The organism is Pseudonocardia oceanicola (assembly GCF_047200735.1).
GTDB lineage: Bacteria > Actinomycetota > Actinomycetes > Mycobacteriales > Pseudonocardiaceae > Pseudonocardia.
Genome location: NZ_JBJZON010000002.1, coordinates 1 through 23,547, shown reverse-complemented (window position 1 = coordinate 23,547; position 23,547 = coordinate 1). Strand labels below are relative to the sequence as shown.

26 protein-coding genes and 1 pseudogene are annotated in these 23,547 nt (G+C 74.9%); 14 read left to right on the top strand and 13 right to left on the bottom strand.

Annotation, left to right across the window (positions count from 1 at the left end; translation table 11 throughout):
* Positions 1–25 precede the first annotated feature (25 nt).
* Positions 26–628, top strand: coding sequence for a GTP-binding protein (locus ACL02T_RS04340; RefSeq protein ID WP_412829356.1), 603 nt, complete (start codon positions 26–28; stop codon positions 626–628).
* 59 nt (positions 629–687) lie between these two features.
* Here the strand turns inward: ACL02T_RS04340 and ACL02T_RS04335 are convergent, their stop codons facing one another.
* Positions 688–2,931 (bottom strand): helicase-associated domain-containing protein, encoded by a 2,244-nt coding sequence (locus ACL02T_RS04335; RefSeq protein WP_412829355.1) that lies wholly within the window; start codon positions 2,929–2,931, stop codon positions 688–690.
* A gap of 97 nt (positions 2,932–3,028) precedes the next feature.
* On the opposite strand from ACL02T_RS04335, the gene ACL02T_RS04330 reads away from it, so the two are divergent.
* Together ACL02T_RS04330 and ACL02T_RS04325 are read left to right on the top strand one after the other, a co-directional pair.
* Entirely contained in the window at positions 3,029–3,208 is a 180-nt protein-coding gene (locus ACL02T_RS04330) for a hypothetical protein (RefSeq protein WP_379568093.1), read from the top strand.
* Positions 3,208–3,795: a nucleotidyltransferase family protein gene (locus ACL02T_RS04325; protein WP_412829354.1), complete on the top strand. Its 588-nt coding sequence runs from the start codon at positions 3,208–3,210 to the stop codon at positions 3,793–3,795. Before ACL02T_RS04330 ends, ACL02T_RS04325 begins: the two co-directional genes overlap by 1 nt.
* Before the next feature lie 117 nt (positions 3,796–3,912).
* Here ACL02T_RS04325 and ACL02T_RS04320 read toward each other — a convergent pair whose 3' ends face one another.
* The gene (locus ACL02T_RS04320; RefSeq protein WP_412829353.1) at positions 3,913–4,512 is read right to left on the bottom strand and encodes a LysM peptidoglycan-binding domain-containing protein; all 600 of its coding nucleotides are present in this window, start codon (positions 4,510–4,512) and stop codon (positions 3,913–3,915) included.
* Positions 4,513–4,876: 364 nt separating this feature from the next.
* Between ACL02T_RS04320 and moaC the strand changes: the two genes are divergently transcribed.
* From moaC to ACL02T_RS04305, 3 genes are read left to right on the top strand one after another with little or no spacing between them, the layout of a single operon-like run.
* Positions 4,877–5,404, top strand: coding sequence for a cyclic pyranopterin monophosphate synthase MoaC (gene moaC / locus ACL02T_RS04315; RefSeq protein ID WP_412829352.1), 528 nt, complete (start codon positions 4,877–4,879; stop codon positions 5,402–5,404).
* Positions 5,401–5,910 carry a MogA/MoaB family molybdenum cofactor biosynthesis protein gene (locus tag ACL02T_RS04310; protein ID WP_412829351.1) on the top strand — a complete coding sequence of 170 codons (510 nt, stop codon included), beginning with the start codon at positions 5,401–5,403 and terminating at the stop codon, positions 5,908–5,910. Before moaC ends, ACL02T_RS04310 begins: the two co-directional genes overlap by 4 nt.
* The gene (locus ACL02T_RS04305; RefSeq protein WP_412829350.1) at positions 5,910–6,359 is read left to right on the top strand and encodes a molybdenum cofactor biosynthesis protein MoaE; all 450 of its coding nucleotides are present in this window, start codon (positions 5,910–5,912) and stop codon (positions 6,357–6,359) included. The genes ACL02T_RS04310 and ACL02T_RS04305 overlap by 1 nt, the downstream gene beginning before the upstream one ends.
* Positions 6,360–6,396: 37 nt before the next feature.
* On the opposite strand, the gene ACL02T_RS04300 is transcribed toward ACL02T_RS04305, so the two are convergent.
* Positions 6,397–6,939 carry a LysM peptidoglycan-binding domain-containing protein gene (locus tag ACL02T_RS04300; RefSeq protein WP_412829349.1) on the bottom strand — a complete coding sequence of 181 codons (543 nt, stop codon included), beginning with the start codon at positions 6,937–6,939 and terminating at the stop codon, positions 6,397–6,399.
* A 524-nt stretch (positions 6,940–7,463) separates the two neighbouring features.
* Between ACL02T_RS04300 and ACL02T_RS04295 the strand changes: the two genes are divergently transcribed.
* The 6 genes from ACL02T_RS04295 to ACL02T_RS04270 all read left to right on the top strand — a co-directional run bounded on the left by ACL02T_RS04295 (position 7,464) and on the right by ACL02T_RS04270 (position 14,512).
* The gene (locus ACL02T_RS04295) at positions 7,464–8,369 is read left to right on the top strand and encodes an AAA family ATPase (protein ID WP_412829348.1); all 906 of its coding nucleotides are present in this window, start codon (positions 7,464–7,466) and stop codon (positions 8,367–8,369) included.
* 13 nt (positions 8,370–8,382) lie between these two features.
* Positions 8,383–9,546 (top strand): vWA domain-containing protein, encoded by a 1,164-nt coding sequence (locus ACL02T_RS04290; RefSeq protein ID WP_412829347.1) that lies wholly within the window; start codon positions 8,383–8,385, stop codon positions 9,544–9,546.
* A gap of 20 nt (positions 9,547–9,566) precedes the next feature.
* Positions 9,567–10,679: an XdhC family protein gene (locus ACL02T_RS04285; RefSeq protein ID WP_412829346.1), complete on the top strand. Its 1,113-nt coding sequence runs from the start codon at positions 9,567–9,569 to the stop codon at positions 10,677–10,679.
* A 230-nt stretch (positions 10,680–10,909) separates the two neighbouring features.
* Positions 10,910–12,313, top strand: a complete 1,404-nt coding sequence (locus ACL02T_RS04280; RefSeq protein ID WP_503129080.1) for an iron-containing alcohol dehydrogenase — start codon at positions 10,910–10,912, stop codon at positions 12,311–12,313.
* A 10-nt stretch (positions 12,314–12,323) separates the two neighbouring features.
* Positions 12,324–13,814, top strand: coding sequence for a MadS family sensor histidine kinase (locus tag ACL02T_RS04275; protein WP_412829345.1), 1,491 nt, complete (start codon positions 12,324–12,326; stop codon positions 13,812–13,814).
* A 44-nt stretch (positions 13,815–13,858) separates the two neighbouring features.
* On the top strand, positions 13,859–14,512 hold the full coding sequence (locus tag ACL02T_RS04270) for a MadR family response regulator transcription factor (protein ID WP_412829742.1): 654 nt from the start codon (positions 13,859–13,861) through the stop codon (positions 14,510–14,512).
* 93 nt (positions 14,513–14,605) lie between these two features.
* On the opposite strand, the gene ACL02T_RS04265 is transcribed toward ACL02T_RS04270, so the two are convergent.
* From ACL02T_RS04265 to thiO, 5 genes are all read right to left on the bottom strand, one after another.
* Positions 14,606–15,337: a Gmad2 immunoglobulin-like domain-containing protein gene (locus ACL02T_RS04265; RefSeq protein ID WP_412829344.1), complete on the bottom strand. Its 732-nt coding sequence runs from the start codon at positions 15,335–15,337 to the stop codon at positions 14,606–14,608.
* A 166-nt stretch (positions 15,338–15,503) separates the two neighbouring features.
* Positions 15,504–15,710, bottom strand: a complete 207-nt coding sequence (locus ACL02T_RS04260) for a hypothetical protein (RefSeq protein ID WP_412829343.1) — start codon at positions 15,708–15,710, stop codon at positions 15,504–15,506.
* Positions 15,711–15,786: 76 nt separating this feature from the next.
* A complete protein-coding gene (locus tag ACL02T_RS04255; RefSeq protein WP_412829342.1) occupies positions 15,787–16,557 on the bottom strand; it encodes a thiazole synthase in 771 nt (256 codons plus the stop codon).
* 2 nt (positions 16,558–16,559) lie between these two features.
* The gene (gene thiS / locus ACL02T_RS04250; protein ID WP_412829341.1) at positions 16,560–16,760 is read right to left on the bottom strand and encodes a sulfur carrier protein ThiS; all 201 of its coding nucleotides are present in this window, start codon (positions 16,758–16,760) and stop codon (positions 16,560–16,562) included.
* Positions 16,757–17,827, bottom strand: coding sequence for a glycine oxidase ThiO (gene thiO / locus ACL02T_RS04245; RefSeq protein ID WP_412829340.1), 1,071 nt, complete (start codon positions 17,825–17,827; stop codon positions 16,757–16,759). Before thiO ends, thiS begins: the two co-directional genes overlap by 4 nt.
* Positions 17,828–17,965: 138 nt before the next feature.
* On the opposite strand from thiO, the gene thiE reads away from it, so the two are divergent.
* Entirely contained in the window at positions 17,966–18,640 is a 675-nt protein-coding gene (gene thiE / locus ACL02T_RS04240; protein ID WP_412829339.1) for a thiamine phosphate synthase, read from the top strand.
* A gap of 7 nt (positions 18,641–18,647) precedes the next feature.
* Here thiE and ACL02T_RS04235 read toward each other — a convergent pair whose 3' ends face one another.
* Both ACL02T_RS04235 and ACL02T_RS04230 read right to left on the bottom strand, forming a co-directional pair.
* A complete protein-coding gene (locus tag ACL02T_RS04235) occupies positions 18,648–19,898 on the bottom strand; it encodes a hypothetical protein (protein WP_412829338.1) in 1,251 nt (416 codons plus the stop codon).
* A 102-nt stretch (positions 19,899–20,000) separates the two neighbouring features.
* Positions 20,001–20,666 carry a DUF3159 domain-containing protein gene (locus ACL02T_RS04230; protein WP_412829741.1) on the bottom strand — a complete coding sequence of 222 codons (666 nt, stop codon included), beginning with the start codon at positions 20,664–20,666 and terminating at the stop codon, positions 20,001–20,003.
* Positions 20,667–20,914: 248 nt separating this feature from the next.
* Here ACL02T_RS04230 and ACL02T_RS04225 point away from each other — a divergent pair, with 248 nt between their 5' ends.
* Positions 20,915–21,706 (top strand): SGNH/GDSL hydrolase family protein, encoded by a 792-nt coding sequence (locus ACL02T_RS04225; protein WP_412829337.1) that lies wholly within the window; start codon positions 20,915–20,917, stop codon positions 21,704–21,706.
* A gap of 84 nt (positions 21,707–21,790) precedes the next feature.
* Here ACL02T_RS04225 and thpD read toward each other — a convergent pair whose 3' ends face one another.
* The 3 genes and pseudogenes from thpD to ACL02T_RS04210 form a co-directional block, all read right to left on the bottom strand.
* On the bottom strand, positions 21,791–22,705 hold the full coding sequence (thpD, locus tag ACL02T_RS04220; protein WP_412829336.1) for an ectoine hydroxylase: 915 nt from the start codon (positions 22,703–22,705) through the stop codon (positions 21,791–21,793).
* A 150-nt stretch (positions 22,706–22,855) separates the two neighbouring features.
* A complete protein-coding gene (locus tag ACL02T_RS04215) occupies positions 22,856–23,266 on the bottom strand; it encodes an ectoine synthase (RefSeq protein ID WP_412829335.1) in 411 nt (136 codons plus the stop codon).
* Positions 23,267–23,273: 7 nt separating this feature from the next.
* Positions 23,274–23,547: pseudogene (locus tag ACL02T_RS04210) on the bottom strand (diaminobutyrate--2-oxoglutarate transaminase); the annotation flags it as partial.

The following is a 23,547-nucleotide window of genomic DNA, read 5'->3' as shown; positions in this document are numbered from 1 at the left end:
CGGCGGGCCGCCGGTCACCCCGGCGATGTCCCGCCCGTCCCCCGCGCCGCGGCCCGGCCCGACGCCCACCACGATCTCGGCGAAGATCGTGGTCGCGGGCGGCTTCGGCGTCGGCAAGACGACGTTCGTCGGCTCGGTGTCGGAGATCGACCCGCTGACGACCGAGGCCGTGATGACCGAGGCCAGCGCCGGGCACGACGACCTCTCCGCCACACCGAACAAGCAGACGACCACGGTCGCCATGGACTTCGGCCGCGTCTCGCTGGACTCCGACCTGATCCTCTACCTGTTCGGCACGCCCGGGCAGCACCGGTTCTGGTTCATGTGGGACGACCTGGTGCGCGGCGCGATCGGCGCCGTCGTGCTGGTCGACACCCGGCGGCTCGCGGACTGCTTCTCGGCGATCGACTTCTTCGAGGACCGCGGGCTGCCGTACGTCGTCGGCCTGAACGCCTTCGACGGGCAGCAGCCGCACCGGATCGAGGACGTCCGCGAGGCCATGTCCATCGACCCGTCGATCCCGATCGTCATGTGCGACGCCCGCACCCGCGAGTCCACGAAGCAGACGCTGATCGCGCTGGTCCAGCACGCCATGGCCGCGCGCATGGCGGCAGGCGCCCGCCGCTGAGCGGAGCCGCCGGCGGGAGCGGCTGACGGAAGGCCGCCGCGCCGGGCGGGCCGGCACCCTCAGCTCTCGATGAGGGCGATCCGCGTGATGCGGTGCAGCGGCAGCCGGTAGACCTCCCCGTCCACGGCGTCGCGTCCCTCGACGATCCCGCCACCCACGTTGAGCGGGGCGAGCACCCGCTCTCCCTGCACACCGTGCCCGTCGACGTACCCGACCCACACCTGACGGCGCGCCCGCGCGGCCTCCTGCAGCGTGGCCAGGGTGTGGCTGGAGCCGTTGGCGGACGACGCGTTGCCCGCCCCGCGCCGGGCCGCGGCGAGCGCGTCGCCCGCGCGCAGCTTCGCCACCACCGCGTCGATCCTCGACTCCGGGGGATCGGCGGGCACCGTCCGGCCCCGGGGCCGTCGCGGGTCCGTCCGGGCGCCGCGCCGCCCGAGGTCCAGCACCCCGCCCGTGGCGTCCTCGGCGGCCGGGCTGAACCCGGCCGCCCGCAGCCCGTCGAGGAGCTCCGCCAGCGGCGCGGGGCTCACCGCGACCGTCGGCGCGATCCGCCGCAGCTCCAGCCCCGCCGTCTCCGGGTGCGCGAGGACCTCGGAGAGCAGGACCTCGTCGTCGGAGCGGAGGAACGCCGAGGCGACACCGGCGCGCAGCCGCCCGTGCCGCCGTCCGACGTCCTCGATCAGGTAGGTCAACGCCTGCGGCACCGGGGTCGACGACTTGGCCGCGAGAAGCTCCTTCAGGTCCGTCGCCGAGCGGCCCGAGTCGAGGGCGCGGCGCACGCTGGCCTCGGAGAAGCGGTAGACCGTGGCGCCGCCGGCGGACTCGACGTCGGCCATCAGCTGCAGCTCGCGCGCCAGCGCCGTGACGAGGGGCCCGGGGGCGACCGCGGTCAGGTCGGCCTGCAGGAGCACGGTGTCGACGGGCTCGGGCAGCACGGCACGCAGCGCGGCCACGACGGGGCCGTTCTCCCCCGGCGGGGCCGTGAGCAGCGCCCGCCCCGGCGCGGCGAGCGCGTCGAGGGCGACGACGCCGAGCAGGGTGCCCTCGGCGAGCGTCCACCGGACGATCTCGTCGCGCAGCCGGCCGCCCCGCCGCGGGGCGCGCCACGCGAGCAGGTCCCCGAGCGCGTCCGGGGTGGTGACGGCGGTGCCGGGCGGCAGGTCGGCGAGCGCCGTGAGCACGCGGCGCCGGTCCCGCGGTGCGACGGGCCGGCGCAGGGTCTCCGAGAGCGCGTTGATCGGGCGGTCGGCGTCGTCCCGGCGGCCGACGAGCCCGGGCTGTCGCGGCAGCTCCAGCCAGGCGCGCGCGAGGGCGACCCAGCGCTGCTCGATGCCGGAGGCGGTCCACGCGTCGGCAGCGGTGGTGGGCAGCCAGTCCGGGTTGGGCGAGTCGCTCTGCCCGATCAGGTCGGCGGCCGCGGCGACCTCGACGATCAGCGCGGCGCCGGCCTCGTCCGTCTCCAGCTCGCGGGCGGTCCGGCGCAGGTCACGCACACCCAGCCCGCCCGAGCGGAGGACGGTGGGCGGGGTGGTGCCCCACAGCTCGATCAGCCGCTCCACGCGCCGCAGGAGCTCCATCGCGGCACCGCCGGCGGTCCCGTCGACCTGGGTCTCGGGCCACTCGCGGGTCGACAGCGCCGGCGGGGTGGCCTCGATCCGACCCATCGGCCGCTCGCCGCGCAGGGCGATCCCCACCTGCTGCGGCAGCTCGACGGTCTCGCCGTCGAGCCGGATCAGCAGGCCCCGGGCGAGCAGCCGCCCGACCGGGCTGTCCGGCTCCACCGCCGAGCGGCTGCGGCCCAGCGGCGGTCCGGCGATCAGCGCGTCGAGCACCCGGCGCTCCTCGGCCGGCAGCGCGGCCAGCAGGCCCGGCAGGTCGCTCGACGCCGCGGGCCCGCCGGCCCGGCGGCCGAGGTTGCCCGGGTAGGCGGGCACGACCTCCCGCACGGCGGGGACCACCCGCAGGGCGGCGTCCTCCCCCCACGCGAGCGCGCGGGCCCGCAGGGCCGCGAGCGCGGTGTCGAGGGTCTCGGCGGTGACGTCCGGGCCGAGCAGCCCGGCGACGTCGGCACGCCCGACGGCCACGTGGTCGGCGTCGGCCACCACGAGGGCCTCGAGCACGGCGAGCGCCACGGTGTCGAGGTCGTCGCTCGCGCGGTGCACCGAGGCGCGGATGCCGGCGCGGGTGGCCAGCACGGTCACGTCCGCGGGCGGGGGCACGGCCAGGTCCGGCCGGAGCCGCAGCAGCGCGGCCAGGGTCTCGTCGTCCTGGGCTCGCAGCCAGTCGACCAGCGGGGCGGTCATCGCCCTCCACGGTAGTCGCCGGGACGGGCGCCCCGCCCGGCCGGCCGATCGGGGATACTGGGGCCGCACGCGCAACCGGACACCGTGGAGGAGAGCCGTGGCGAAGCCGATGAAGGCCGGACGCATCGACCCGAACTGGCCGGACCTGCCGGACGGCGAGCACCCGCTGACCGAGCTCCTCGGCCCGGTGCAGGGGAACATGTCCCCCTTCGGCGACGTCGAGTTCCCGCTCGACACGGTCCCGTACGAACACCCCGTCACCGAGATCAACAAGTAGTGCCGGCCGGGGGCCTGCTGCTCGCCGCCGGCGCCGGCCGGCGGCTGGGCGGGCCGAAGGCCCTCGTCGAGCTGGCGGGCGAGCCGCTCGTCCGCCGGGCCCTGCGGGTCCTGGCGGAGGGCGGCTGCGCGCCGTCCACCGTGGTCCTCGGGGCCGAGGCCGAGCGCGTCCGCCCGCTCGTGCCTCCCGGCACCGAGATCGTCGTCGCCCCGGACTGGGCCGAGGGAATGGGTGCCTCGCTGCGGGCCGGGCTGGCGGCGCTGGCCGCCCGCGACCCCGGCCCGGAGGCCGTGGTGGTGCACCTGGTGGACCTGCCGGGCGTCACACCCGCCGCGGTGCGCCGCCTCGTCGCCCGCACGGCCCCCGGCGCCCTCGCCCGGGCGGCCTACGACGGCACCGCCGGCCATCCGGTGCTGCTCGGCCGGGCGCACTGGGCGCCCGTGGCGGCCGGGGCCCGCGGCGACGCCGGTGCGCGGGGCTATCTGAAGGGGCATCCGGACCTGGTGCTCGTGGAGTGCGGTGACGTGGCCCACCCGGACGACATCGACACCCCCGAACAGCTCGCCCGCGCCCGCGGCGCGTCCTGACAGAGGCCCGGGACAGAGACACGGAACACGGCGCCCGGGGACGCCCCACCCCGCCACCGGTGCGGTGACGGGGTGGGCGGGGGGCCGGGCGCGCGTCCCAGGGCCTGGAGAGAAGGGTCAGACCTGGAGCACGCTGCCCGGCAGGATCAGGTTGGGGTTCGACACCAGCGAGGGGTTCTTGGCGAGGAGGTCCTTCCAGTTCGCCATCCCGTGCGCCTGCGCGATCTTGCCCAGAGTGTCGCCGGGGCGGACCGTGTAGGTGCCGTTCGACGGCGCCGCCGGGCCGCTCAGCCGGACCTGCACGGGCGGCTGCGTGGGAGCGGAGCGCGGGGTGGCCGACTCGCCGGTCGCGCCCGCCTTGCGCGAGCAGACCGGCCAGGCACCCCAGCCCTGCTTCGCCAGCACCTTCTCGGCGACGGCGATCTGCTGGGCGCGGGTGGCCTGGTGGGCGGACGGGGCGTACTGGGTGCCGCCGAAGCCCCGCCAGGTCTGTGCGGCGAACTGGAGCCCACCGGAGTAGCCGTTGCCGGTGTTGATGCTCCAGTTGCCGCCGCTCTCGCACTGGGCGACGCGATCCCAGGTGTTGTCGTTGGCCGCGTTCGCCGCCGGGGCGAGGACGACCAGAGGGGCGCCGGCGACGGCACCGGCCAGGGCGGTGCGGGCGATCGTGCGACCGGCGGTGGACGGCTTGCGGTGCTTGCCGCGGTAACGGGTCATGACACGTCTCCGTCGCGGCGCCTGCGGAATGTCGCCCGATTCCCGGCGACGGCGGTGGGTGGCCGCCGGCTGTTCCGTCCCTGTCCCGCGTCGTGCTTCGGGGGGCCGTCACCGCCGGACAGGGGAGCGCTGCGGTTCCGGGGCCGGGCGGCAATGGGGGAGTCCGCCTGAGCCGGGGCAGAAGCTACGTGTGACGGGCGGATGACGAAAGCAGGAGCGGATCCGTGTCCCGCGGCGGCCCCCCGGGTCGACCGAATCTGTGGTAGACGCCGTCTTCGCAGGTCAGCGATACGTATAACGGGCAGAAAACGGTTCGGATTCGGATCGTTCCGGTTGTGTCGCTGTGATTGAGATCACACTTCGAATGGGCCCCGGCAGCGAGCCTCGTCACCCCGCACGTAGGGTCTCCCCCGTGGAGCTGACCCATGTCGACGCCGCCGGCGCCGCCCGGATGGTCGACGTCTCGGAGAAGCAGCCGAGCGCCCGCACCGCCGTCGCGACGGGGGTGCTGCGGACCACCGCCGAGGTGGTCGAGCTGCTGCGCCGGGACGGCCTGCCCAAGGGCGACGCGTTGGCCACCGCCCGGATCGCGGGGATCATGGGCGCCAAGCGCACCCCCGACCTCGTCCCGCTCTGCCACCCGATCGCGCTGAGCGGGGTCACCCTCGACCTCGAGCCCGGCGAGTCCGAGGTGCGGATCCGGGCGACCGTGCGCACGACCGACCGGACGGGGGTGGAGATGGAGGCCCTGACCGCCGTCGCGGTCGCGGGGCTCACCCTGCACGACATGGTCAAGGCCGTGGACCCCGCCGCCGTGCTCGACGCCGTGCGCGTCGAGCGCAAGGAGGGCGGCAAGACCGGGACCTGGACCCGGCCGGAGGACGGTTCGTGAGCGAGCTCGAGTCCCCCGGGACGGACGCTGGGCTCGCCCGGCGCGCGCGGGTGATCACCGCGTCGAACCGGGCCGCCCAGGGCGTGTACCTCGACAAGGGCGGGCCGATCATCGTGGAGTGGTTGCGTGGCAAGGGGTTCGTCACGGACGACCCGGTGGTCGTCCCGGACGGGGAACCCGTCGGCACCGCGCTGCGCGCGGCCGTGGCCGCGGGGGTGGACGTGGTGATCACGACCGGCGGCACCGGCATCTCACCCACGGACGCGACCCCGGAGGCCACCCGCGACGTGCTGGACTACGAGGTGCCCGGGCTCGCGGACGCGATCCGCGCGCGGGGCGCCCCGCAGGTCCCGACCGCCGTGCTCTCGCGCGGGCTGGCCGGGGTGGCCGAACGGACCCTCGTCGTCAACCTGCCGGGATCGACCGGCGGGGTCCGGGACGGACTGGCCGTGCTGGACGGCGTCCTCGACCATGCGGTCGACCAACTCCGCGGAGGTGACCACTGATGGAGCGGACCACCGGGACCACGGCGCCGAAGGTCCTGCGCGCAACGGTGACCGAGGACGCACTCGACGTCGACGAGCACGCCCGGCTGGTCGACGACCCCGCGGCGGGGGCCGTGGTGACCTTCGCCGGCGTGGTGCGCGACCACGACGGCGGGCGGTCGGTGAGCGGGCTGGAGTACAGCGCCCATCCGACCGCCGCGACCGTCGTGACCGAGGTGGCGCACGATGTCGCAGGCCGGGCACGTGGCGTGCGCGCGATCGCGGTCAGCCACCGGGTGGGGAGGCTGGCGATCGGCGACGTCGCGCTGGCCTGCGCCGTCGCCGCCGATCACCGGCAGGAGGCGTTCGCGACCTGTTCCGAGCTCGTCGAGGAGGTCAAGCGGCTGCTCCCGGTGTGGAAGCACCAGGCCTTCACCGACGGCACGGACGAGTGGGTCAACTCGACCTGATCGATCTGATCGACCCACTCGGCCCGATCGGCCCGGGTCAGACCTTCAGGGCCTGCCCGACGGCCAGCACGTCCGGGTTGGCCAGGCCGTTGGCCTGGGCCAGCTGCTGCCAGCTGGTGCCGTGCGCAGCGGCGATCCTGCTCAGGGTGTCACCGGACTTGACGGTGTAGTTCCCGCCGGTGGGAGCGGCCGGGGCCGGGGTGGCGGGAGCCGAGGCGCGGATCTTCGTGGGCGACGCGACGTCGCCGCGCACGCCGACCTTCTTCGAGCAGGAGGGCCAGGCGTTCCAGCCCTGCTTCGCCAGGACCCGCTCGGCCACGGCGATCTGCTGGGCCTTGCTGGCCTGGTGCGGCATACCGCTGCCGCCGAAGGCGCGCCAGGTGTTGAGGTTGAACTGCAGGCCACCGTAGTAGCCGTTGCCCGTGTTGATGCTCCAGTTACCGCCGCTCTCGCACTGCGCGAGGGCGTCCCAGGAGGAGGCGGAGGCGGCGTTCGCGTTGCCCGCCACGGCCACCGGCGCACCGACGGCGACGGCACCGGCAACGGCGAGGCGCAGGAGGGATCGACCGGTCAGCTTCATTGTGGAGCTCCGTTTATCGCGCCGGGCCGGAGTGGGGTCTCCGGCCGTCGGGATCCGCGCGGGTGCGACCTGGGGAGTATCGCGGGCCCACATCCGTGTGATTCACGAATGCGAACCTTTCCGTTGCGGAAATACTTTCCCGCCCTGTCCCCTTCCTTCTCTCGACGGACCGGGAACCGCGGGACAGGGGCCTGGCGCGACGGTTCCGGATGGCATTTCGACCGCTCCCCTTCCGGAGCGGCCGAACGAGAACGCTACGTTTCGAACCGCGGATCGGGTCAAACCGATCATGGGTGACGTCGGTCACCGTAACACCACCGTGATTGGTTCGATAACGAGATATCCGCTGGTCAACGCAGCGGGATCACGGAACCATCACGGCCGCACCATTGGCACCGAACCGGAAATATTGTCGTTCCGCTCACATGCAGCCGACTACGACGAGTAGCCGCTTTCTCGACGTTCGGTCACCGTCGAGGAGCCTCACAGTGGCTGCCCGCGCTCGCGTGGGTCATTCTGGTGGGGTGACAGACGCCCAGCCGGACGGCCGGCCCGACTCTCCCGCCGCCCTCGCCGACGCCCTGCGGGCGACCGGCTACCTCGCCGACGACGGCCTCGCGACCGCCGCGTACCTCGCGCTCGAGATGCGCCGGCCGCTGTTCTGCGAGGGGGAACCCGGTACCGGCAAGACCGCCCTCGCCCAGGCACTCGCCCAGGTCCTCGGCGCCGAGCTGATCCGCCTGCAGTGCCACGACGGGATCGACGCCGCGCAGGCCCTCTACGACTGGGACTTCCCCCGTCAGCTGCTGCACCTGCGCGCGCTGGAGGCCGCCGCCACGGTCGACGGCGACAAGCTCGACGCCGACGCGGTGGAGGCCTCCCTCTACGAGGACCGCTTCCTGCTGGCGCGGCCGATCCTGCGCGCCCTGCGCACCACCCCGTCCGTGCTGCTGGTCGACGAGATCGACCGCGCGGACGACGAGTTCGAGGCCTTCCTCCTCGAGGTGCTCTCCGAGCACGCGGTGACCATCCCCGAGGTCGGCGAGATCCGGGCCGTCGTGCCGCCGGTGGTCGTGCTCACCTCGAACCGGACGCGCGAGGTGCACGACGCGCTCAAGCGGCGCTGCCTCTACCTCTGGCTGGACCACCCGGATGTCGCCCGCGAGATCGAGATCCTGCGCAGCCGGCTGCCCGGGGTGCCCGAGCGCCTCGCCCAGCAGGTGGCCGCCGCCGCGCAGAAGCTGCGCACGGCCGACCTGATCAAGCCGCCCGGCGTCGCCGAGTCGCTGGACTGGGCCCGCGCGCTGCAGCTGATCGGTGCCCGCAGCCTCGACGTCGACAGCGCCGCCCGCACGCTCGGCGCCGTGCTCAAGTACCGCGAGGACGCCGACCGGGTGCGCCACCGGCTCGACTCCCTGCTCGCCTCCTGACGGACGGGCGGACGTGCAGCACCCCACCGCGCTCCCCGACACCGGACCGGCCCCGGACGCCGACCCGTTCCCCGGGCTCGTCGGTTTCACCGCCGCCCTGCGCGCCGCCGGCGTGCCCATGACGACCGACCGGGTGGCGGCCTTCACCGAGGCGCTCGACGTCCTCGACGTCACCGACCGGCGGCAGACCTACTGGGCCGGCCGGCTCACGCTGTGCTCCGACCCGGACGACATCCGTCGCTACGACGCCGCGTTCGCCGCCTGGTTCGACCCGGCCCAGGGCCCGCGGCCGCCGTCGACGGCCGACCGGCCGCCGCCCCCGCCGACCCTGCGGTCCCTCATGCCCGCGCGCGACCGCCACGAGGACTCCGACGGGGACGAGGAGGACGAGGACTCGCCGGTCGTCCGGGCCACCGCGACCGGCACCGAGGTGCTGCGCACCCGGGATCTCGGCGAGCTGAGCCCGCTGGAGCGCGAGCACCTGCGCCGGCTGCTGGCCCTGCTGCGGCCGGACCCGCCCACGCGTGCCTCCCGGCGTCGCGGCCCCTCGCGGCACGGCAGCCCGGACCCGCGCCGGACACTGCGGGCGGCGCTGCGCAACGAGGGCGAGATCGGCGCGCTGTACCGCCGGGCCCCCACCCGACGTCCCCGCAAGGTGGTGCTGCTGATCGACGTCTCGGGGTCCATGGAGCCCTACGCCGACGCACTGCTGCGGTTCGCGCACGTCGTCGTGCGACGGTCGCCGCGCAGCACCGAGGTCTTCACCCTCGGCACCCGGCTCACCCGGGTCACCCGGGAGCTGCGCCAGCGCGACCCCGAACGCGCCCTGCGGGACGCCTCGCGGGCGATCCCGGACTGGTCCGGCGGCACCCGCCTCGGCGAGGCCGTCCAGGCCTTCGTCGACCGCTGGGGCCGGCGCGGGGCCGCCCGCCGCGCGGTCGTCGTGGTGTTCTCCGACGGCTGGGAACGCGGTGAGCCCGATCTGCTCGGCCGGCAGGCGCAGCGGCTGTCCCGGCTCGCCCACAGGCTGGTGTGGGTGAACCCGCACGCCGGCAAGGAGGGCTACGCACCGGTCCAGGGCGGAATAGTGGCCGTGCTGCCGCACTTGGACCGACTGCTCGCCGGGCACAGCCTGGAGACCCTGGAGCGGCTGCTCGGGGTGATGAGGGATGCTTGACAGGGGCGTGGAGGTGCCGCATGCGTGACGTGGTCGACCAGCTCGAGGGCTGGTGGAAGAACGGTGAGTCGGCGGCGCTCGCCACCGTGGTCGCGACCTTCCGCTCCGCCCCGCGGCAGCCGGGAGCCTCGATGCTGGTGGGGCCGGGCGGCGAGGCCGTCGGCAGCGTGTCCGGCGGGTGTGTCGAGGGCGCGGTCTACGAGCTCGGCCAGGAGGTCCTCGGCGAGCACCGGCCCGTGCTGCAGCGCTACGGCGTGTCCGACGACGACGCGTTCGCCGTGGGCCTGACCTGCGGCGGCATCCTCGACGTGTACGTCGAGGAGGTCTCGCCCGAGGCCTACCCCGAGTTCGGCCGGATCGCCGAGGCCGTCCGGGACGAGACCCCGGTGGCCGTCGCGACGGTCGTCTCCGGCCCGGCCGAGCGCCTCGGGCGGCGCCTGATCGTGTGGGAGGACCGGACCGAGGGCGGTACCGGTTCGGCGCGGCTCGACGCCGCGGTCGGCGACGACGCGCGCGGGCTGCTCGCCTCCGGGCGCAACGCCACGATCACCTACGGCGTCGACGGCCAGCGCCGCGGCGAGGGCCTGATGGTCTTCGTCGAGTCCTTCGCCCCGCCGCCCCGCATGATCGTGTTCGGCGCGATCGACTTCGCCGCCGCCGTCGCGAAGATGGGGAACTTCCTGGGCTACCGGGTCACGGTGTGCGACGCCCGCCCGGTGTTCGCCACGGCCAGCCGTTTCCCCGGCGCCAACGAGGTCGTGGTCGAGTGGCCGCACCGGTACCTGGCCGAGGAGGCCGAGGAGGGCCGGATCGACGGGCGCACGGTGCTCACCGTGCTGACCCACGATCCGAAGTTCGACGTGCCGCTGCTCGAGGTCGCGCTGCGCCTGCCCGAGGTCGCCTACATCGGCGCCATGGGGTCGCGACGCACCCACGCCGACCGCATCGAGCGGCTGAAGGAGCGCGGTCTGACGGACGCGGAGATCGCCCGGATGTCCAGCCCGATCGGCCTGGACCTCGGCGCCCGCACCCCGGAGGAGACCGCCGTCTCGATCGCCGCGGAGATGATCGCCCAGCACTGGGGCGGGGCCGGGACCCGGCTGGCGGAGCGCGAGGGGCCCATCCACACCTGACCGTCGGGACAGGGTCGCACCCTCCGTCGGACCGGTCCCCCTCGCGCGCCCGCCGACTACCGTCCTGGGGTGCAGACGAGGAGGTCCCGCATGTCCCGCCCCCGTTCCCGGCGCCGCCGTTCCCCGCGCCGCTGATGTCGATGCCGCGCACCGCGTCCCCGGCCTGCGCCGCGTCCCCGGCCTGCGCCGGTCCCGCCACGGAGCACCTCCGGCGCTCCGTGCGGAGTAGCGTGACCCTCACGATCCGGGTGCCGCGCGCGTCCGGACGTCATCGCGTGCGGGCGGACGAGGTGTGGGAGGGCGGCGTGGCTCTCGACGACAGGGCTCCGGGGACCGTCGAGGCGTGCCGGCGGGCGGGGGACACCGTGTTGGTGGACACGCGGCACGCGGGAACCGGCGGGCCCGTGGACGCCGTCGAGCGGGAACCCGACCTGACCGTCCACCGGGGCGGTGGCTGTGGCGCCCCCGCGGCCGGCGGTGCGAACCCGCGGCTGTCGAAGTTCCATGCCCCCGAGATCGTGTTCGGGCCCGACTCGCTGCGCGAGGCCGCGCACGCCGCCGTCCGGCTCGGGGCGCGGCGGCCGTTCGTGGTGACGGACCCGGGCGTGTTCGAGGCGGGCTGGCCCGGCGAACTGCTGACCCACCTGCGGGAGACCGGGCTCGCCCCGCGGCTGTGGACGGACGTCACGCCCAACCCGAAGGACCACGAGATCGAGCAGGGCTACCACGACTACGTGGCCTCCGGCTGCGACGTCGTGATGGGGCTGGGCGGCGGGTCGGTGATCGACGCGGCCAAGGGCGTGGCCCTGCTGGCGTCGAACGGCGGGCGGATCCTCGACTACGAGGGCATCGACCGGATCGCCCACCCGATCCCGCCGCTGATCATGATGCCGTCGACCTCGGGCACCGGCGCGGACGTCTCGCAGTTCTGCATCGTCACCGACACCGAGCGACACACCAAGATCACGATCATGGGCCGGGCGCTCGTCCCGGACGTGTCGGTGATCGATCCGCGGCTGCTCGTCACCATGCCGGAATGGCTCAACGCCGCGACCGGGCTCGACGCGCTGACCCACGGCATCGAGGCGTTCGTCTCGCTGGCCCACGGCCCGCTGACCGACCACCACGCGCTGCAGGCCGTGTCGCTCGTCAACGCCAACCTCGCGCACACGATGGTCCGGCCGGACGACCGGCGGGCCCGGCAGGCGATGGCCCAGGCCGCGCTGGAGGCCGGGCTGGCCTTCACCAACGCGATCCTCGGCGCCACGCACGCCATGAGCCACCAGGTCGGCGGCATGCTCGACCTCCCGCACGGGGTGGTCAACGGGGTGCTGCTGCCGCACGTCGTGCGGTTCAACGGCGCCGCCGCCGCGGAGCGGTTCGTGCCGATCGCGCAGGCGATGGGCCTGGCCGGGCACGGGGTGCCGGGCGACGAGGCCGTCGACATGGTCGCCGCGGAGATCCGCAAGCTGGGCGACGAGGTCGGCGTGCCGAGCGGGCTCGCCGCGCTGGGCGTGACCGAGGCGGACATCCCGCGGCTCGCCGTGCTGACCCTCGGCGACGCCTGCCTGACCACCAACCCCCGGCCCGCCTCCGTCGACGAGGTCGAGTCGCTGTTCCGGGCCGCGTTGTGAGGGAGCTGCGGTGACGCGCGTGCCCTCCTCCGGTCCCTGGCCACCGCGGCGGGCCGACCCGCGCCCGCCGCCCCCGGGCCGGTCGTGGCCCGGCCCCGACCTCGACGCGTTGACCGGGCTGCGGTCCGGCAAGCCGTCGTTCTATCCCGAGTACCGGGTGTCGGCGGTGCGGCTGCGCCGGGTGATCCTCGCGCTGGAGCGGATCTCCGCCGCGCTGATCCGCACCATGGAGGGCTCGGAGGCGCTGGTCCGGGCCGTGGTCGACGCCGCCGCCGACCACCTCACCGCGGACTGGGTCGCGTTCGCGCTGGTCGACGGCCGGCTCGAGGACGCCAGCCCCCGCCACCTCGTCCTGGGCTCCGACGGGGTGGAGTGGTCGAACCTGGAGCTGGTGCCCGGCACCGTCCGGGCGCACGTGGAGAAGGTCCGCCGCGGCGAGGACACCGGCGACCCCGGCGACGGTCCCGCCCCCGGCCACGACCGGGACACCGCCCGCACCCACCTGCACGTCCCGGTCCGGCTCGACGGGCGGACGGTCGGCGGGTTCGTGGCGTGGACCCCGGGGGACCGGGAGATCGACGACACCGACCACTCGGTGATGCGGATCCTGGCCGGGCAGACGGCCTCGGCCCTGCAGAACTGCGCGCTGCTCGAACGCTCCGAGAAGCTCTACGCGCGCACCGCCCGCCAGGCCGAGGACCTGCGCACGCGCAACGCCGAGCTCCAGCGCACCCAGGAGCAGCTGGGCGCCGCCCGACAGCGCGAGGTGCTCGACAACGAGCGGCACCGGATCGCCCGGGAGCTGCACGACAGCGTCACCCAGTACGCGCTCTCCGCCGGCATGCACATCGAGCTGGTCCGCGGGGAGGTCGGCGACCCGCGACTGCTGGAGCACCTGGACACGGCGAAGGACCTCACCCGGCGCGCGGTGGAGCAGCTGCGCTCGGCGATCTACGCGCTGAACCACCACGAGAGTGCCGACCAGGACCTGCCGGCGATGCTCCGCCAGCTCGCCACCGTGCACATGCCGGAGGAGCTGCGCATCGAGGTGAGGATCGGCGGCGAGCCCGTCCGGCTGCCCGCCGAGCAGGAGCAGTCGCTGTTCCGCATCGCCGGCGAGGCGCTCTTCAACACCGCGATGCACGCCGACGCCTCCCGGGCGTCGATCCGGCTCGCCTACCGGCCCGGGGCCGTCCGGCTCACCGTGTCCGACGACGGCAAGGGCCGGCCCGAGGAGGTCCGGCGCAGCCTGCGGGCGTCGGCGCTCTCCCCCTCCGGGGAGCACCGCGGCCTGGTCAACATGCAGACCAGGGCCGTGGAGATGGGCGGGACGGTGACGTTCCGCCGGGCCCGCATGGGCGGGTTGCAGGTTCAGGTCGACGTGCCGGTCGGCGGTGCCGGGACGGGGCGGCGAGGTTCCGGACGAGACGGCGCCCCGGGCGGCGTCCACGGCAACGCGTGCGGCGACGCCCGCACCGACGAGGAAGGGGTGGCGTCGTGAGCGCCGTTCGCACCGCACCGCCCGGGGGCCGGTCCCCGCGCCCGATGCACCGGGCGCGCCCGGTGCCCGTCCGGATCGTGCTGGTCGACGACCACTCGATCATGCGGCAGGGGTTGCGGGCCGTGCTGGAGCGCGAGGAGGACCTGCGGGTGGTCGGCGAGGCCGGCACCCCGGCCGACGCGATCGCCGCCGTGGCCGCGACCCGCCCGCACGTCGTGCTGCTCGACCTCAAGCTCACCTCCGGCCCGCAGACGGACGGCCTGGAGGTCTGCCGCACGCTGTGCGCCGCCCACCCGGGCATCGGCGTGCTGGTGCTCACGACGTTCGCCGAGGACCGGCTCGTCGTCGAGTCCGTGCAGGCGGGCGCCCGCGGGTACGTCGTGAAGGACGTCGACACCACCGAGCTGGTGCGCGCCATCCGCGCCGTCTCGCGCGGGGAGAGCGCCTTCGACGCCCGCAGCGCCTCGGCGATGGTGCGCTCGCTCTCCGGCGGCGTGCCGGACCGCGAGCGGCTCACCGAGCGCGAGCTCGACGTGCTGCGGCTGCTCGCCCGGGGCCTGTCGAACCGGGCCATCGGGGCGGAGCTGTTCATCTCCGAGACCACGGTCAAGTTCCACGTCGGAAACCTCATGCGCAAGCTCATGGTCTCGCGTCGCGCCGAGGCGGTCTACGCGGCGACGAAGCTCGGGCTGCTGTAGGCGGCTCCCGGCTCGAATCCCGCGGCGCGGGACGGTAGGACCTGGCGCTGTGGCCGCCGTTGCAGGTCCGCTCGGGGTCCTGCCGACGGGCGCTCAGCGCACGGTGATCCGGGCGGTGTCGGTCATCGGCGCCCTGCCCTCGCCGCCGCTCGGGTCGTCCTCGGAGACCACGAGGTCGTAGGTGCCGGCGGCCAGCGGCACCTCGAACCGGTAGGGCGCGAAGGTCTGGCCCTCGGTCGTGGTGGCGAAGCCGGAGCGCACGGTCCGGCCGGACGGGTCCCGTACCGCCCAGACCACGGTCGCCTCGAACACCGCCGCCTCGCCGGACACGGCCACCGGCGAGCCGACGAGGGCGCCCTCGACCGGGTCGTCGAGCTGGACGAGGGCCCGGACGACGAGGGGGTCCTCCGCGGTGAGCGGCCGCGAGACGTCCACGCCGAGCAGGGTCGACGCGGGCCGACCGTCGACCAGCACCTGCACCGGGTCGCCGACGCCCGTGGTGCTCTGCACCGTCTGGACCAACTGCTGCAGAGCGAGACCGGCGGGACCCGGCAGCGGGCCCGGCGGTGCCAGGTCCACCGTGAAGACGCCGTCGGCGTGGGTCACCGGCCCGCGCAGGGCCACCCCCGCCGGCCAGTCCGTGCGGTAGTCCGGGTCCTGCGGTCGCCCGGCGAGCAGCTCCCGGACGGCGGTGCCGGCCGGATCCGGGGGCACCCCGTCCGGGCCGCCCTCGGCGAGGGCCCTGCGCTCGCGGTACAGCCGGTCGCCCGCCGGCGTCGAGCCGACGAACCAGACGGTCACCCCGCCGGACGCCGCCGTGGGCATCCGCGTCGTCGGAGGTGTCGTGGCGGGGGGTGCCGTCGTCGCAGGGGCCGTGGACGCCGGGCCCGGTGCGGGAGTGCCGCCCCCACATCCGGCGACCAAGAGCGCCGCGGCCACCGCGAGCCCGGCCATCGGCCTCCGCCGTCCGCTCCCCTTCGCACCCATGACGTCAGGGGACGACCGGGGTGACCGTCTTGGCGTGCCGCTGCGCGAGCTCCCGGTAGACCCCCGGGTTCGTCCGCACCCAGCGCTCGGCCCGCGGTGTCAACCCGCCCCTGGCGGCGGCCGCCGGGCCGAGGACCAGCGTGGCGGTCGGGGCGACGAACGCGGTCGGGTGGACGGTCGGGGCGAGGCCCTCGAAGGCGAACAGCGGCACACCCTCACCCTGCCACGACCGCGGCCGGGAGCCCCGCAGGCGGGTCCGGTGTCCCGGTCCGCCCCGCACGCTCCGCTCAGTCGATCTGCGGCGAGGAGGCCTGGGCCCAGTACCGGCGCGGGATCCGGCCCGCGTGCCGCGCGGCGTACCCGGCCTCCACGGCCAGCCGCATCGCGTGCGCCATCCGCTCCGGGTTCGCCGCCCGGGTGACCGCGGTGGCCAGGAGCACCGCGTCGCAGCCCAGCTCCATCGCCTGCGCCGCCTCCGAGGCGGTGCCGATGCCCGCGTCGAGCACCACCGGCACCCCGGCCTCCGCCACGATCATCTCGATGTTGTGCGGGTTGCGGATGCCCAGCCCGGTCCCGATCGGGGAACCCAGCGGCATCACGGCCGCGCAGCCGACCTGCTCGAGCTTGCGGGCCAGTACCGGGTCGTCGTTGGTGTAGGGCAGCACGGTGAACCCGTCGTCGACGAGTTGCTCGGCGGCGTCGAGCAACTCGATCGGGTCCGGCAGCAGGGTCCGCTCGTCGGCGACGACCTCGAGCTTGACCAGGTCGGTCTCCAGCGCCTCCCGGGCCAGCCGGGCGGTGAGCACGGCCTCGGCGGCGGTGCGGCAGCCCGCGGTGTTCGGCAGGACCTCGATGCCCAGCCGGCGCAGCAGGTCGAGCACACCGGTGCCGGTCCGCGCGTCGATCCGGCGCATGGCGACCGTGGTCAGCGTGGTCCCCGAGGCGACCAGCGCCCGCTCCAGGACCTCCAGGTTCGCGGCCCCGCCGGTCCCGGTGACGAGCCGCGAGCCGATCTTGCGCCCGCCCACCACGAAGACCTCGTCGTGCGTCACGTCCATCGTCATCCTCCCTGCACCGCCGTGAGCACCTCGACCGCGACTCCCGCCGCCAGCCGGGTCGACGTCCAGTCCGCCCGCCGCACGACCTGCCCGTCCACCGCGACGGCGATCCCCGTCTCCGGGGCGTCGATCGCCGTCAGGGCGTCGGCGACCGTCGCCTCGTCGGCGAGATCGTGCGCGACCCCGTTGATCTCCACCTTCACGTTCCCGTCCTCCCGAAGCGCGCGGGGTCGACCGCCGGCGGCACGGCACCGCCCTCCAGCAACCCGACGACGAGCCGGGCGGTGAGCGGGGCCAGCAGGATCCCGTTGCGGCTGTGGCCGGTGGCCACGAGCGTGCGTTCGTCGAGTCGGCCGATGATCGGCACGTTGTCCGGGCTGCCGGGCCGCAGCCCGGCGGCGGCCTCGGCCAGCGCGTACTCGGCGATGCCCGGCAGGACGCGCTCCGCGTCCCGGAGCAGGTCACGCACGCCGCCGACGGTGGGCTCGGTGTCGAAGCCGTGCTCGCTCTGGGTGGCCCCGACGACCAGCCCGCCGGGCCGCGGCACCAGGTAGACCGGGCGGCCGTCGACCAGGGCCCGGACCGTCCTGGTGGGCACCGGGACGGCGCCGTGCCGGTGGGTCAGCCGCAGGATCTCGCCCTTGACCGGCCGGACCAGGCCGTCGAGCCCGGGGTGCAGCGCCGCCGACCGGGCGCCCGCGCAGATCAGGACGGTCCCCGCGGTGGTCTCGCCGGGCTCCCAGGCCCGCTCCTCCACCTCCACGCCGGCCTTCTCCGCGGCGGCCTGCAGGGCCGCGAGCAGCACGCGGTTGTCCACCGACAGGTCGCCCGGGACGGACAGCCCGCCCCGGACGTCCGGGCCCAGCGCGGGCTCCAGGCGGCGCAGCTCGCGCCCGCTCAGCCGCTCGACGGGCCGGCCCAGCCGGGCGAGGTGTTCCGCCAGCGCGTCGAGCTCGGCGCGGTCGCCGGAGCCGGTCGCGGCGACCACGGTGCCCTCCGGGTGCAGCCCGGCGTCCTGGCCGGCGGCCGCCGAGAGCTCCTCGGCGAACCGCGCCCACAGCCCGAGCGACTCCAGTCCCAGCTCGAGCAGGCCCTCCTCGCCCGGCCACGCCTCGGTGACCGGGGCGAGCATCCCGCCCGCCACCCACGACGAACCGCTCGCCGGAGCGGGGTCGCGGAGGGCGACCCGCCGGCCCGCCTGCGCCGCGCGCCACGCGCAGCTCAGTCCGATGACGCCGCCACCGACGACGACGAGATCCTCCACCTGCATCCTCCCTGCGCCGGCATGACCCGGATCAGGTTCGACGGTCGGGACCGGCCAGTCCCCTCTCAGCCCGCTCGACCGCGGACTCCCGTGCCCTGCACCCACAGCTCTCGTTCTCGACCGCCCACCCTACGCTCCCCGACCGTGCCCCGACTCGACCGTGAGACGCTGCTGACCCGGCTCGCCGACGCCCGCCTCTACCTCTGCACGGACGCCCGGCGGGACCGCGGGGACCTGGCCGAGTTCGCCGACGCGGCGCTCGCCGGGGGCGTCGACGTCCTGCAGCTGCGCGACAAGCCTTCTCCCGCCCACGCGGAGCCGATGGAGGCGAAGCAGGAGCTGCAGGCCCTCGAGGTCCTGGCCGAGGCCTGCGCGACGCACGACGCGCTCCTCGCGGTGAACGACCGGGCCGACATCGCGCTCGCCGCGGGCGCGGACGTGCTGCACCTCGGGCAGGACGACCTGCCGGTGGAGTGGGCCCGACGGGTGGCGGGTGCGGAGATCGTCGTCGGGCGCTCGTCGCACAGCGCCGAGGAGACCCTGCGGGCCGCCGACGAGCCCGGCGTGGACTACTTCTGCGTGGGCCCCTGCTGGCCCACCCCGACCAAGCCCGGCCGGCCCGCCCCCGGCCTGGACCTGGTCCGCAGGGTGGCCGGCCGGGCACCGGCCCGCCCGTGGTTCGCCATCGGCGGGATCGACGGCGACAACCTCGACGAGGTCCTCGCCGCGGGCGCCACCCGGATCGTCGTGGTGCGGGCGATCACCGAGGCGGAGGACCCGGAGGCCGCGGCCCGGGCCCTCCGCGCGCGGTTGCCGTAGGGACCCGCTAGTTCGAGTTGGCCGCGCCGCCGCTGCCGCCGCTGCCGCCGCTGCCGGCGCTGCGGCCGGACTGCTGGTCGGCGGTGTCACCCTGCTGGGAATTCGTGCCGTCACCGGTGCCGCTCCCGGAACCCGGGGCGGTGGTGCCGGTGGGCGACCCGGTCCGCGGAGTGGTGGTGGCGGTGGCGCCGCTCGTCGGCTCCGCACCCCCGGTGCGGTCGGCGGCGCCGCCCTGCTCGTCGGACTCCTCCGGCGCGGTGGTCGGCGTGCCGCTCTCGGTGGTGTCCGTGCTGCCGCCCCCGCCCTGCTCGGTGTTCTCCTTCTCCGGGGTGGCGGAGGTGCCCGAGACCACCCGGCTGACCGAGGTCCCCGAGGTGCCGCCGGAGAGGGGCGACCCCTTGGCCCACTCGACGCCCGTGATCACCAGCATGCCCACGGCGAACGCGGCGACCGCGGACACGACCGCGAACAGCAGGCGCCTGCGCGTGAACCACGGGCGGGTCCGCTCCGGGGGCTCCTCGCCGAGCGCGGGCTGCAGCATCGTGGGGCCGCCGTCCTCGCCCGGCCTGCGCTGCAGCGGGATCGTCGCCAGCGGGTCGACCGGCTCGGCGAGCACGACGCCGTCCGTACGGCTCGGGACCTTGACCCTCGCCAGCACCGCGTCCCGGGTGCGGTCGAGGGAGCGCTTGTAGATCGTCGAGCCGACCGTCAACACCACGGACCCGAGGGCCGCGCCGGCCACCGTCCCCGTGGCGCCGAAGAGGGAGCCGGCCACGGCCGAGGTCGCGGCGGCGCCGGCACCGGCGATGACCTGGTTGACCGTCAGGTCCGGCTTCTTCTCCTCGACGGTCGCGCTGGTCGCCGTCGTCGATGCCGCCGCCGTGGTCGCCGACGTCGCGGTCGGGGACCCCGCGGTCACCGTCGGCGTGTCACCGGTCGGGGTCGACGCGTCCGGGCCGGTGGCCGTGGTGACCTGCGTGGGCAGGCCGGCCGACGGCGGGCGGACCCGGCGGGTGGCGCCCGGGCCGCCCGACCCGCCCGAGCCCCGGGAGCCCTCCGGTCCGGGACGGCGCTGCGGTCCGGGGTGACCCGGCCGGCGCTCGTCGGGGCGACCGGCGCCGGGCCGCTGGGCGGCGCCCGCGCGCGGGAGGTCGGGACGACCGGGGTGGGCCGACGGGGGCCGGAACTCCCCGGATCGGCCGTTCGGGCCGGTCTGCGGGTACCGGGGTGGCTGCGGGCGGGGGTGCTGCTCGGCCATGGCTCCGTTTCACATCACACGAGGGCGTCGGGGTCACCTCACCCGGTGAGAACGTGGCGGATCATGAGAACGCACCCCGATGATCACCCTGAGTGAGAGTTGTCACCCGTCCGTGGGCGGACCGTCAACCTTACGACCCCCTGACGGCTCGCTCGACACCCGGGGGTGCCGGATTCCCGGGTGATCGGGCGGCAGCGCCGACCGCAGCGCGGGCCACGACAGCACCACGCACAGCGCGACCAGCGCCGGGCTGAACGCCACCCGCGCGGCGCCGAGCGCGAACACCCACTCGGCCCGGTACAGCGGGACGAACACCGCCAGGCGGACGACGTACTGCCCCACCCACACCCAGCTCGCCCGCTGGTGACCGCGGAGCAGGTCGGGGTCCCGCCGCCACCGCGTGCGCTGCCCGAGCGCGGTGCCCACGATCAGGCCCAGCAGCGGCCAGCGCACCACGATCGAGATCGCCCAGGCCAGCGCGCTCGCCACGTTGCTCAGGATCTGGACCAGGAAGAAGTCCTCCGCCCGGCCGGTGTAGAGCGCCACGACGGCCGCGACGGCCACGCCCAGCAGGCCGAACAGCACCGCCCGCGGCCGGCTGCCCCGGGCCAGCCGGACGACCGCGACGACGACGCCCGCCGCGATCGCCGCGCCCGCCGCGGTGCCGACGGGCGACCACCCGTCCAACGCGTCCACCAGGAGCCAGACCAGCACGAACACGACGACCGGGACCGAGGCGTCGATCGCCCCGCCGCGGCCGCCGAGGATCGCGCGCAGCGAGTCGGCGCCCTCGCGGCGTGCGTCGCGCCCGGTGCCGCGCTCGGTGTGGCTGCCCGGGCCGCCGTCCGGCGGCCCGCAGGCCCGTCGGGTGTGCTCACGACAGGCAAGGGTGCCCTATCCCCGCATCGAGATCACCCCGTGCTGGCGAATTGCGTGACGGATGGGTGATCCTGTTCGAGCAAGAGGTGTCCCCTTCATGGACACGAGGAGAACGGACGCGAAGGGAGCTGGGTGCCGTGAACCGGTGGAACAGCTTCGTCGCCATCGGCGACAGCTTCACGGAAGGCCTGGACGACCTCCGGGACGACGGGTCGCCGCGCGGATGGGCCGACCGCCTGGCCGAGCGCCTCGCCGCCGGGCGGCCCGGGTTCACCTACGCCAACCTGGCCGTCCGCGGCAAGCTGCTCGACCAGGTCGTCGCCGACCAGGTCCCCGTCGCCGAGGTCATGCGCCCCGATCTCGTCTCCTTCTGCGCGGGCGGCAACGACATCATCGGCCTGCAGTGCGACCCCGACGACCTCGCGCAGCGCTTCGACGCCGCCCTCGCCCGGCTGGTGGCGACCGGGGCGGACGTGCTCATCTTCACGGGCTTCGACCTGCGCCGGATGCACGTGCTGCTGCGCCGCCTGCGCGGCCGCGTGGCGACCTTCAACGAGAACCTGCGCGCCAGCGCCGACCGGCACGGCTGCCGCGTGGTCGACCTCTGGGGCATGAACGTGCTCGCCGACCCCCGGGCGTGGGCCGGCGACCGGCTGCACCTGACCCCCGAGGCGCACGAGCGCGTCTCGCTGCGCGCGCTGGAGGTGCTGGGCGAGCCCGTGCCGTCGGACTGGCGCACGCCGTGGCCCGTGGCCGAACGAGCGAGCTGGCGGGCGCGGCAGGCGGAGGACCTCGCCTGGGTGCGCGACCACGTCATGCCGTACCTGCGCAAGCGCCTGCGCGGGGGGCACACCGGCGAGGGCTACCTGCCCAAGCGCCCGGAGCTCACCCCGCTGGAGCGCCTGGACCGCTCCTACCCCGCCATCTGAAACGCCATGGAGCCATGACGCACGCCAGGGGCCCTGGACCGTGCGTCATGGCTCCCTGACGCGTGGGTCGGTGCGGTCGGTGCGTCAGCGCACCGGCGTGAAGTCCCGCGCGCCGATGTACTCCGGACGCCGCTTGGGCGCGTAGTACGGCTCGACGCAGGTGTTCTCCACGCTGTTGAACACGATGAAGATGTTCGAGCGCGGGTACGGGGTGATGTTGTCCCCGGAACCGTGCATGCAGTTCGAGTCGAAGAAGGTCGCCGAGCCGGCCTTACCCGTGATCATCTCGATCCCGTGCCGGTTCGCCAGCGCCGTGAGGCTGTCCGGGTCCGGCGTGCCGATCTCCTGCTCCTTGAGCGACGAGCGGTAGTTGTCCTCCGGCGTCTCCCCGATGCACGAGACGAACGTCCGGTGCGATCCGGGCATGATCATGAGGCAGCCGTTGTACGGGTAGTTCTCGGTCAGCGAGATCGAGCAGCTCACCGCGCGCGGGGTGGGCATGCCGTCCTCGGCGTGCCAGGTCTCGAAGTCCGAGTGCCAGTAGAAGCCGCCGCCGCCGAAGCCGGGCTTGTAGTTGATCCGGCTCTGGTGGACGTAGACGTCGGAGCCCAGGATCTGCCGGGCCCGGCCGACCACGCGGTCGTCGGCGACCAGTCGCGCGATGGCGTCGCTGATCTTGTGCACCTCGAAGATGGAGCGCACCTCGTCCGACTTCTTCTCGATGATGCAGCGGTCGTCCGCCCGCACCAGCGGGTCGTTCGCCAGCCGGTCGAGCTCCGCGGCGTAGCCGGCGACCTCGTCGGGCGTGAGCAGCTGGGGAACCTGGCTGAAGCCCTTCTCGGCGTGGGTGTGCAGCTCCTGGGCGCCGTACATGCCGGCGCTGGACTCGCTGCCCCACACCGTCGGCTCGGCGCGATCGATCAGCGCGGGCTCGCTCGACACGCGCGTGTAGTAACGGTCCTGGGTGGTCCGGGGCCGGCTGCTGCTCGGGGCAGACATGCGATCCCTTCCTTTCCTCGTCGGTCCCTGCGGGAGTGGATCCGCCCTTCCTCTGCGGTGGGCTCGGCGGTCGTCCGGTCGGTTCGGTGGGTCCGTGGTACACGGCGCGACCGCCGGGCCCGTCCGGGCCCGGCGGTCGCACCTCCGGGATCAGGCCTGGCCGGCCGGCTCCGGAGGCAGCTCGAGCAGCGGGTACACGCCGTTCTCGTCGTGCACCTCGGTGCCGACGATCGGCGGGTTGAACACGCACACGCAGGTGATGTCCGACCGGACCCGCACCTGGTGCTTCTCGTTCCCGTCGAGCAGGTACATCGTGCCCGGGCCGAGCTGGTACGTCGTGTCGTTGTCCTTGTCGTAGAGCTCGCCCTCGCCCGAGACGATGTAGACGGCCTCGACATGATTGGCGTACCAGAAGTCGTTCGTCGAGCCGGCGCGCAGCACGGTCTCGCCGACGGAGAAGCCGACCCGGTCGTGCGCGGTGACGATGCGGCGCGAGAACCAACCGGGCGTGTCGACGTGGTTCCGCGTGCCGGTGACGTCGTCGATCTTGCGGACGATCATGTACTGCTCAGCCTCCGGAAGTGACGGCCTTGACGGACTCGGCGACGACGGCGAGGCCCTCGTCGAGTTCGTCGTCGGTGATGGTCAAGGGCGCGAGGATCTTCATGACCTCGCTGTTGGGGCCCGAGGTCTCCATCAGGAGTCCCCGCTCGAAGGCCGCGGCACACACCTTGGCGGCCTGCTCCTCCTGCGCGAACTGCAGGCCGCGGGCCAGGCCCCGGCCCTTCGCGTGGAGCTCGGTCGTCTTGGTGTCGGCGACGATCCGGTTGAAGGCCTCCTCG

What these genes read in the sequence shown, in the direction of transcription:
- ACL02T_RS04285 (WP_412829346.1), top strand. Translation starts at nt 9,567, where the DNA reads ATGCGTGACGTGGTCGACCAGCTCGAGGGCTGGTGGAAGAACGGTGAG.
- ACL02T_RS04265 (WP_412829344.1), bottom strand. Translation starts at nt 15,337, where the DNA reads ATGCCCACGGCGGCGTCCGGCGGGGTGACCGTCTGGTTCGTCGGCTCG.
- ACL02T_RS04335 (WP_412829355.1), bottom strand. Translation starts at nt 2,931, where the DNA reads ATGACCGCCCCGCTGGTCGACTGGCTGCGAGCCCAGGACGACGAGACC.
- ACL02T_RS04340 (WP_412829356.1), top strand. Translation starts at nt 26, where the DNA reads ATGTCCCGCCCGTCCCCCGCGCCGCGGCCCGGCCCGACGCCCACCACG.
- ACL02T_RS04235 (WP_412829338.1), bottom strand. Translation starts at nt 19,898, where the DNA reads ATGGCCGAGCAGCACCCCCGCCCGCAGCCACCCCGGTACCCGCAGACC.
- thpD (WP_412829336.1), bottom strand. Translation starts at nt 22,705, where the DNA reads ATGTCTGCCCCGAGCAGCAGCCGGCCCCGGACCACCCAGGACCGTTAC.
- ACL02T_RS04300 (WP_412829349.1), bottom strand. Translation starts at nt 6,939, where the DNA reads ATGAAGCTGACCGGTCGATCCCTCCTGCGCCTCGCCGTTGCCGGTGCC.
- ACL02T_RS04255 (WP_412829342.1), bottom strand. Translation starts at nt 16,557, where the DNA reads ATGGACGTGACGCACGACGAGGTCTTCGTGGTGGGCGGGCGCAAGATC.
- moaC (WP_412829352.1), top strand. Translation starts at nt 4,877, where the DNA reads ATGGGCCCCGGCAGCGAGCCTCGTCACCCCGCACGTAGGGTCTCCCCC.
- ACL02T_RS04305 (WP_412829350.1), top strand. Translation starts at nt 5,910, where the DNA reads ATGGAGCGGACCACCGGGACCACGGCGCCGAAGGTCCTGCGCGCAACG.
- thiO (WP_412829340.1), bottom strand. Translation starts at nt 17,827, where the DNA reads ATGCAGGTGGAGGATCTCGTCGTCGTCGGTGGCGGCGTCATCGGACTG.
- ACL02T_RS04215 (WP_412829335.1), bottom strand. Translation starts at nt 23,266, where the DNA reads ATGATCGTCCGCAAGATCGACGACGTCACCGGCACGCGGAACCACGTC.
- ACL02T_RS04270 (WP_412829742.1), top strand. Translation starts at nt 13,859, where the DNA reads ATGCACCGGGCGCGCCCGGTGCCCGTCCGGATCGTGCTGGTCGACGAC.
- ACL02T_RS04320 (WP_412829353.1), bottom strand. Translation starts at nt 4,512, where the DNA reads ATGACCCGTTACCGCGGCAAGCACCGCAAGCCGTCCACCGCCGGTCGC.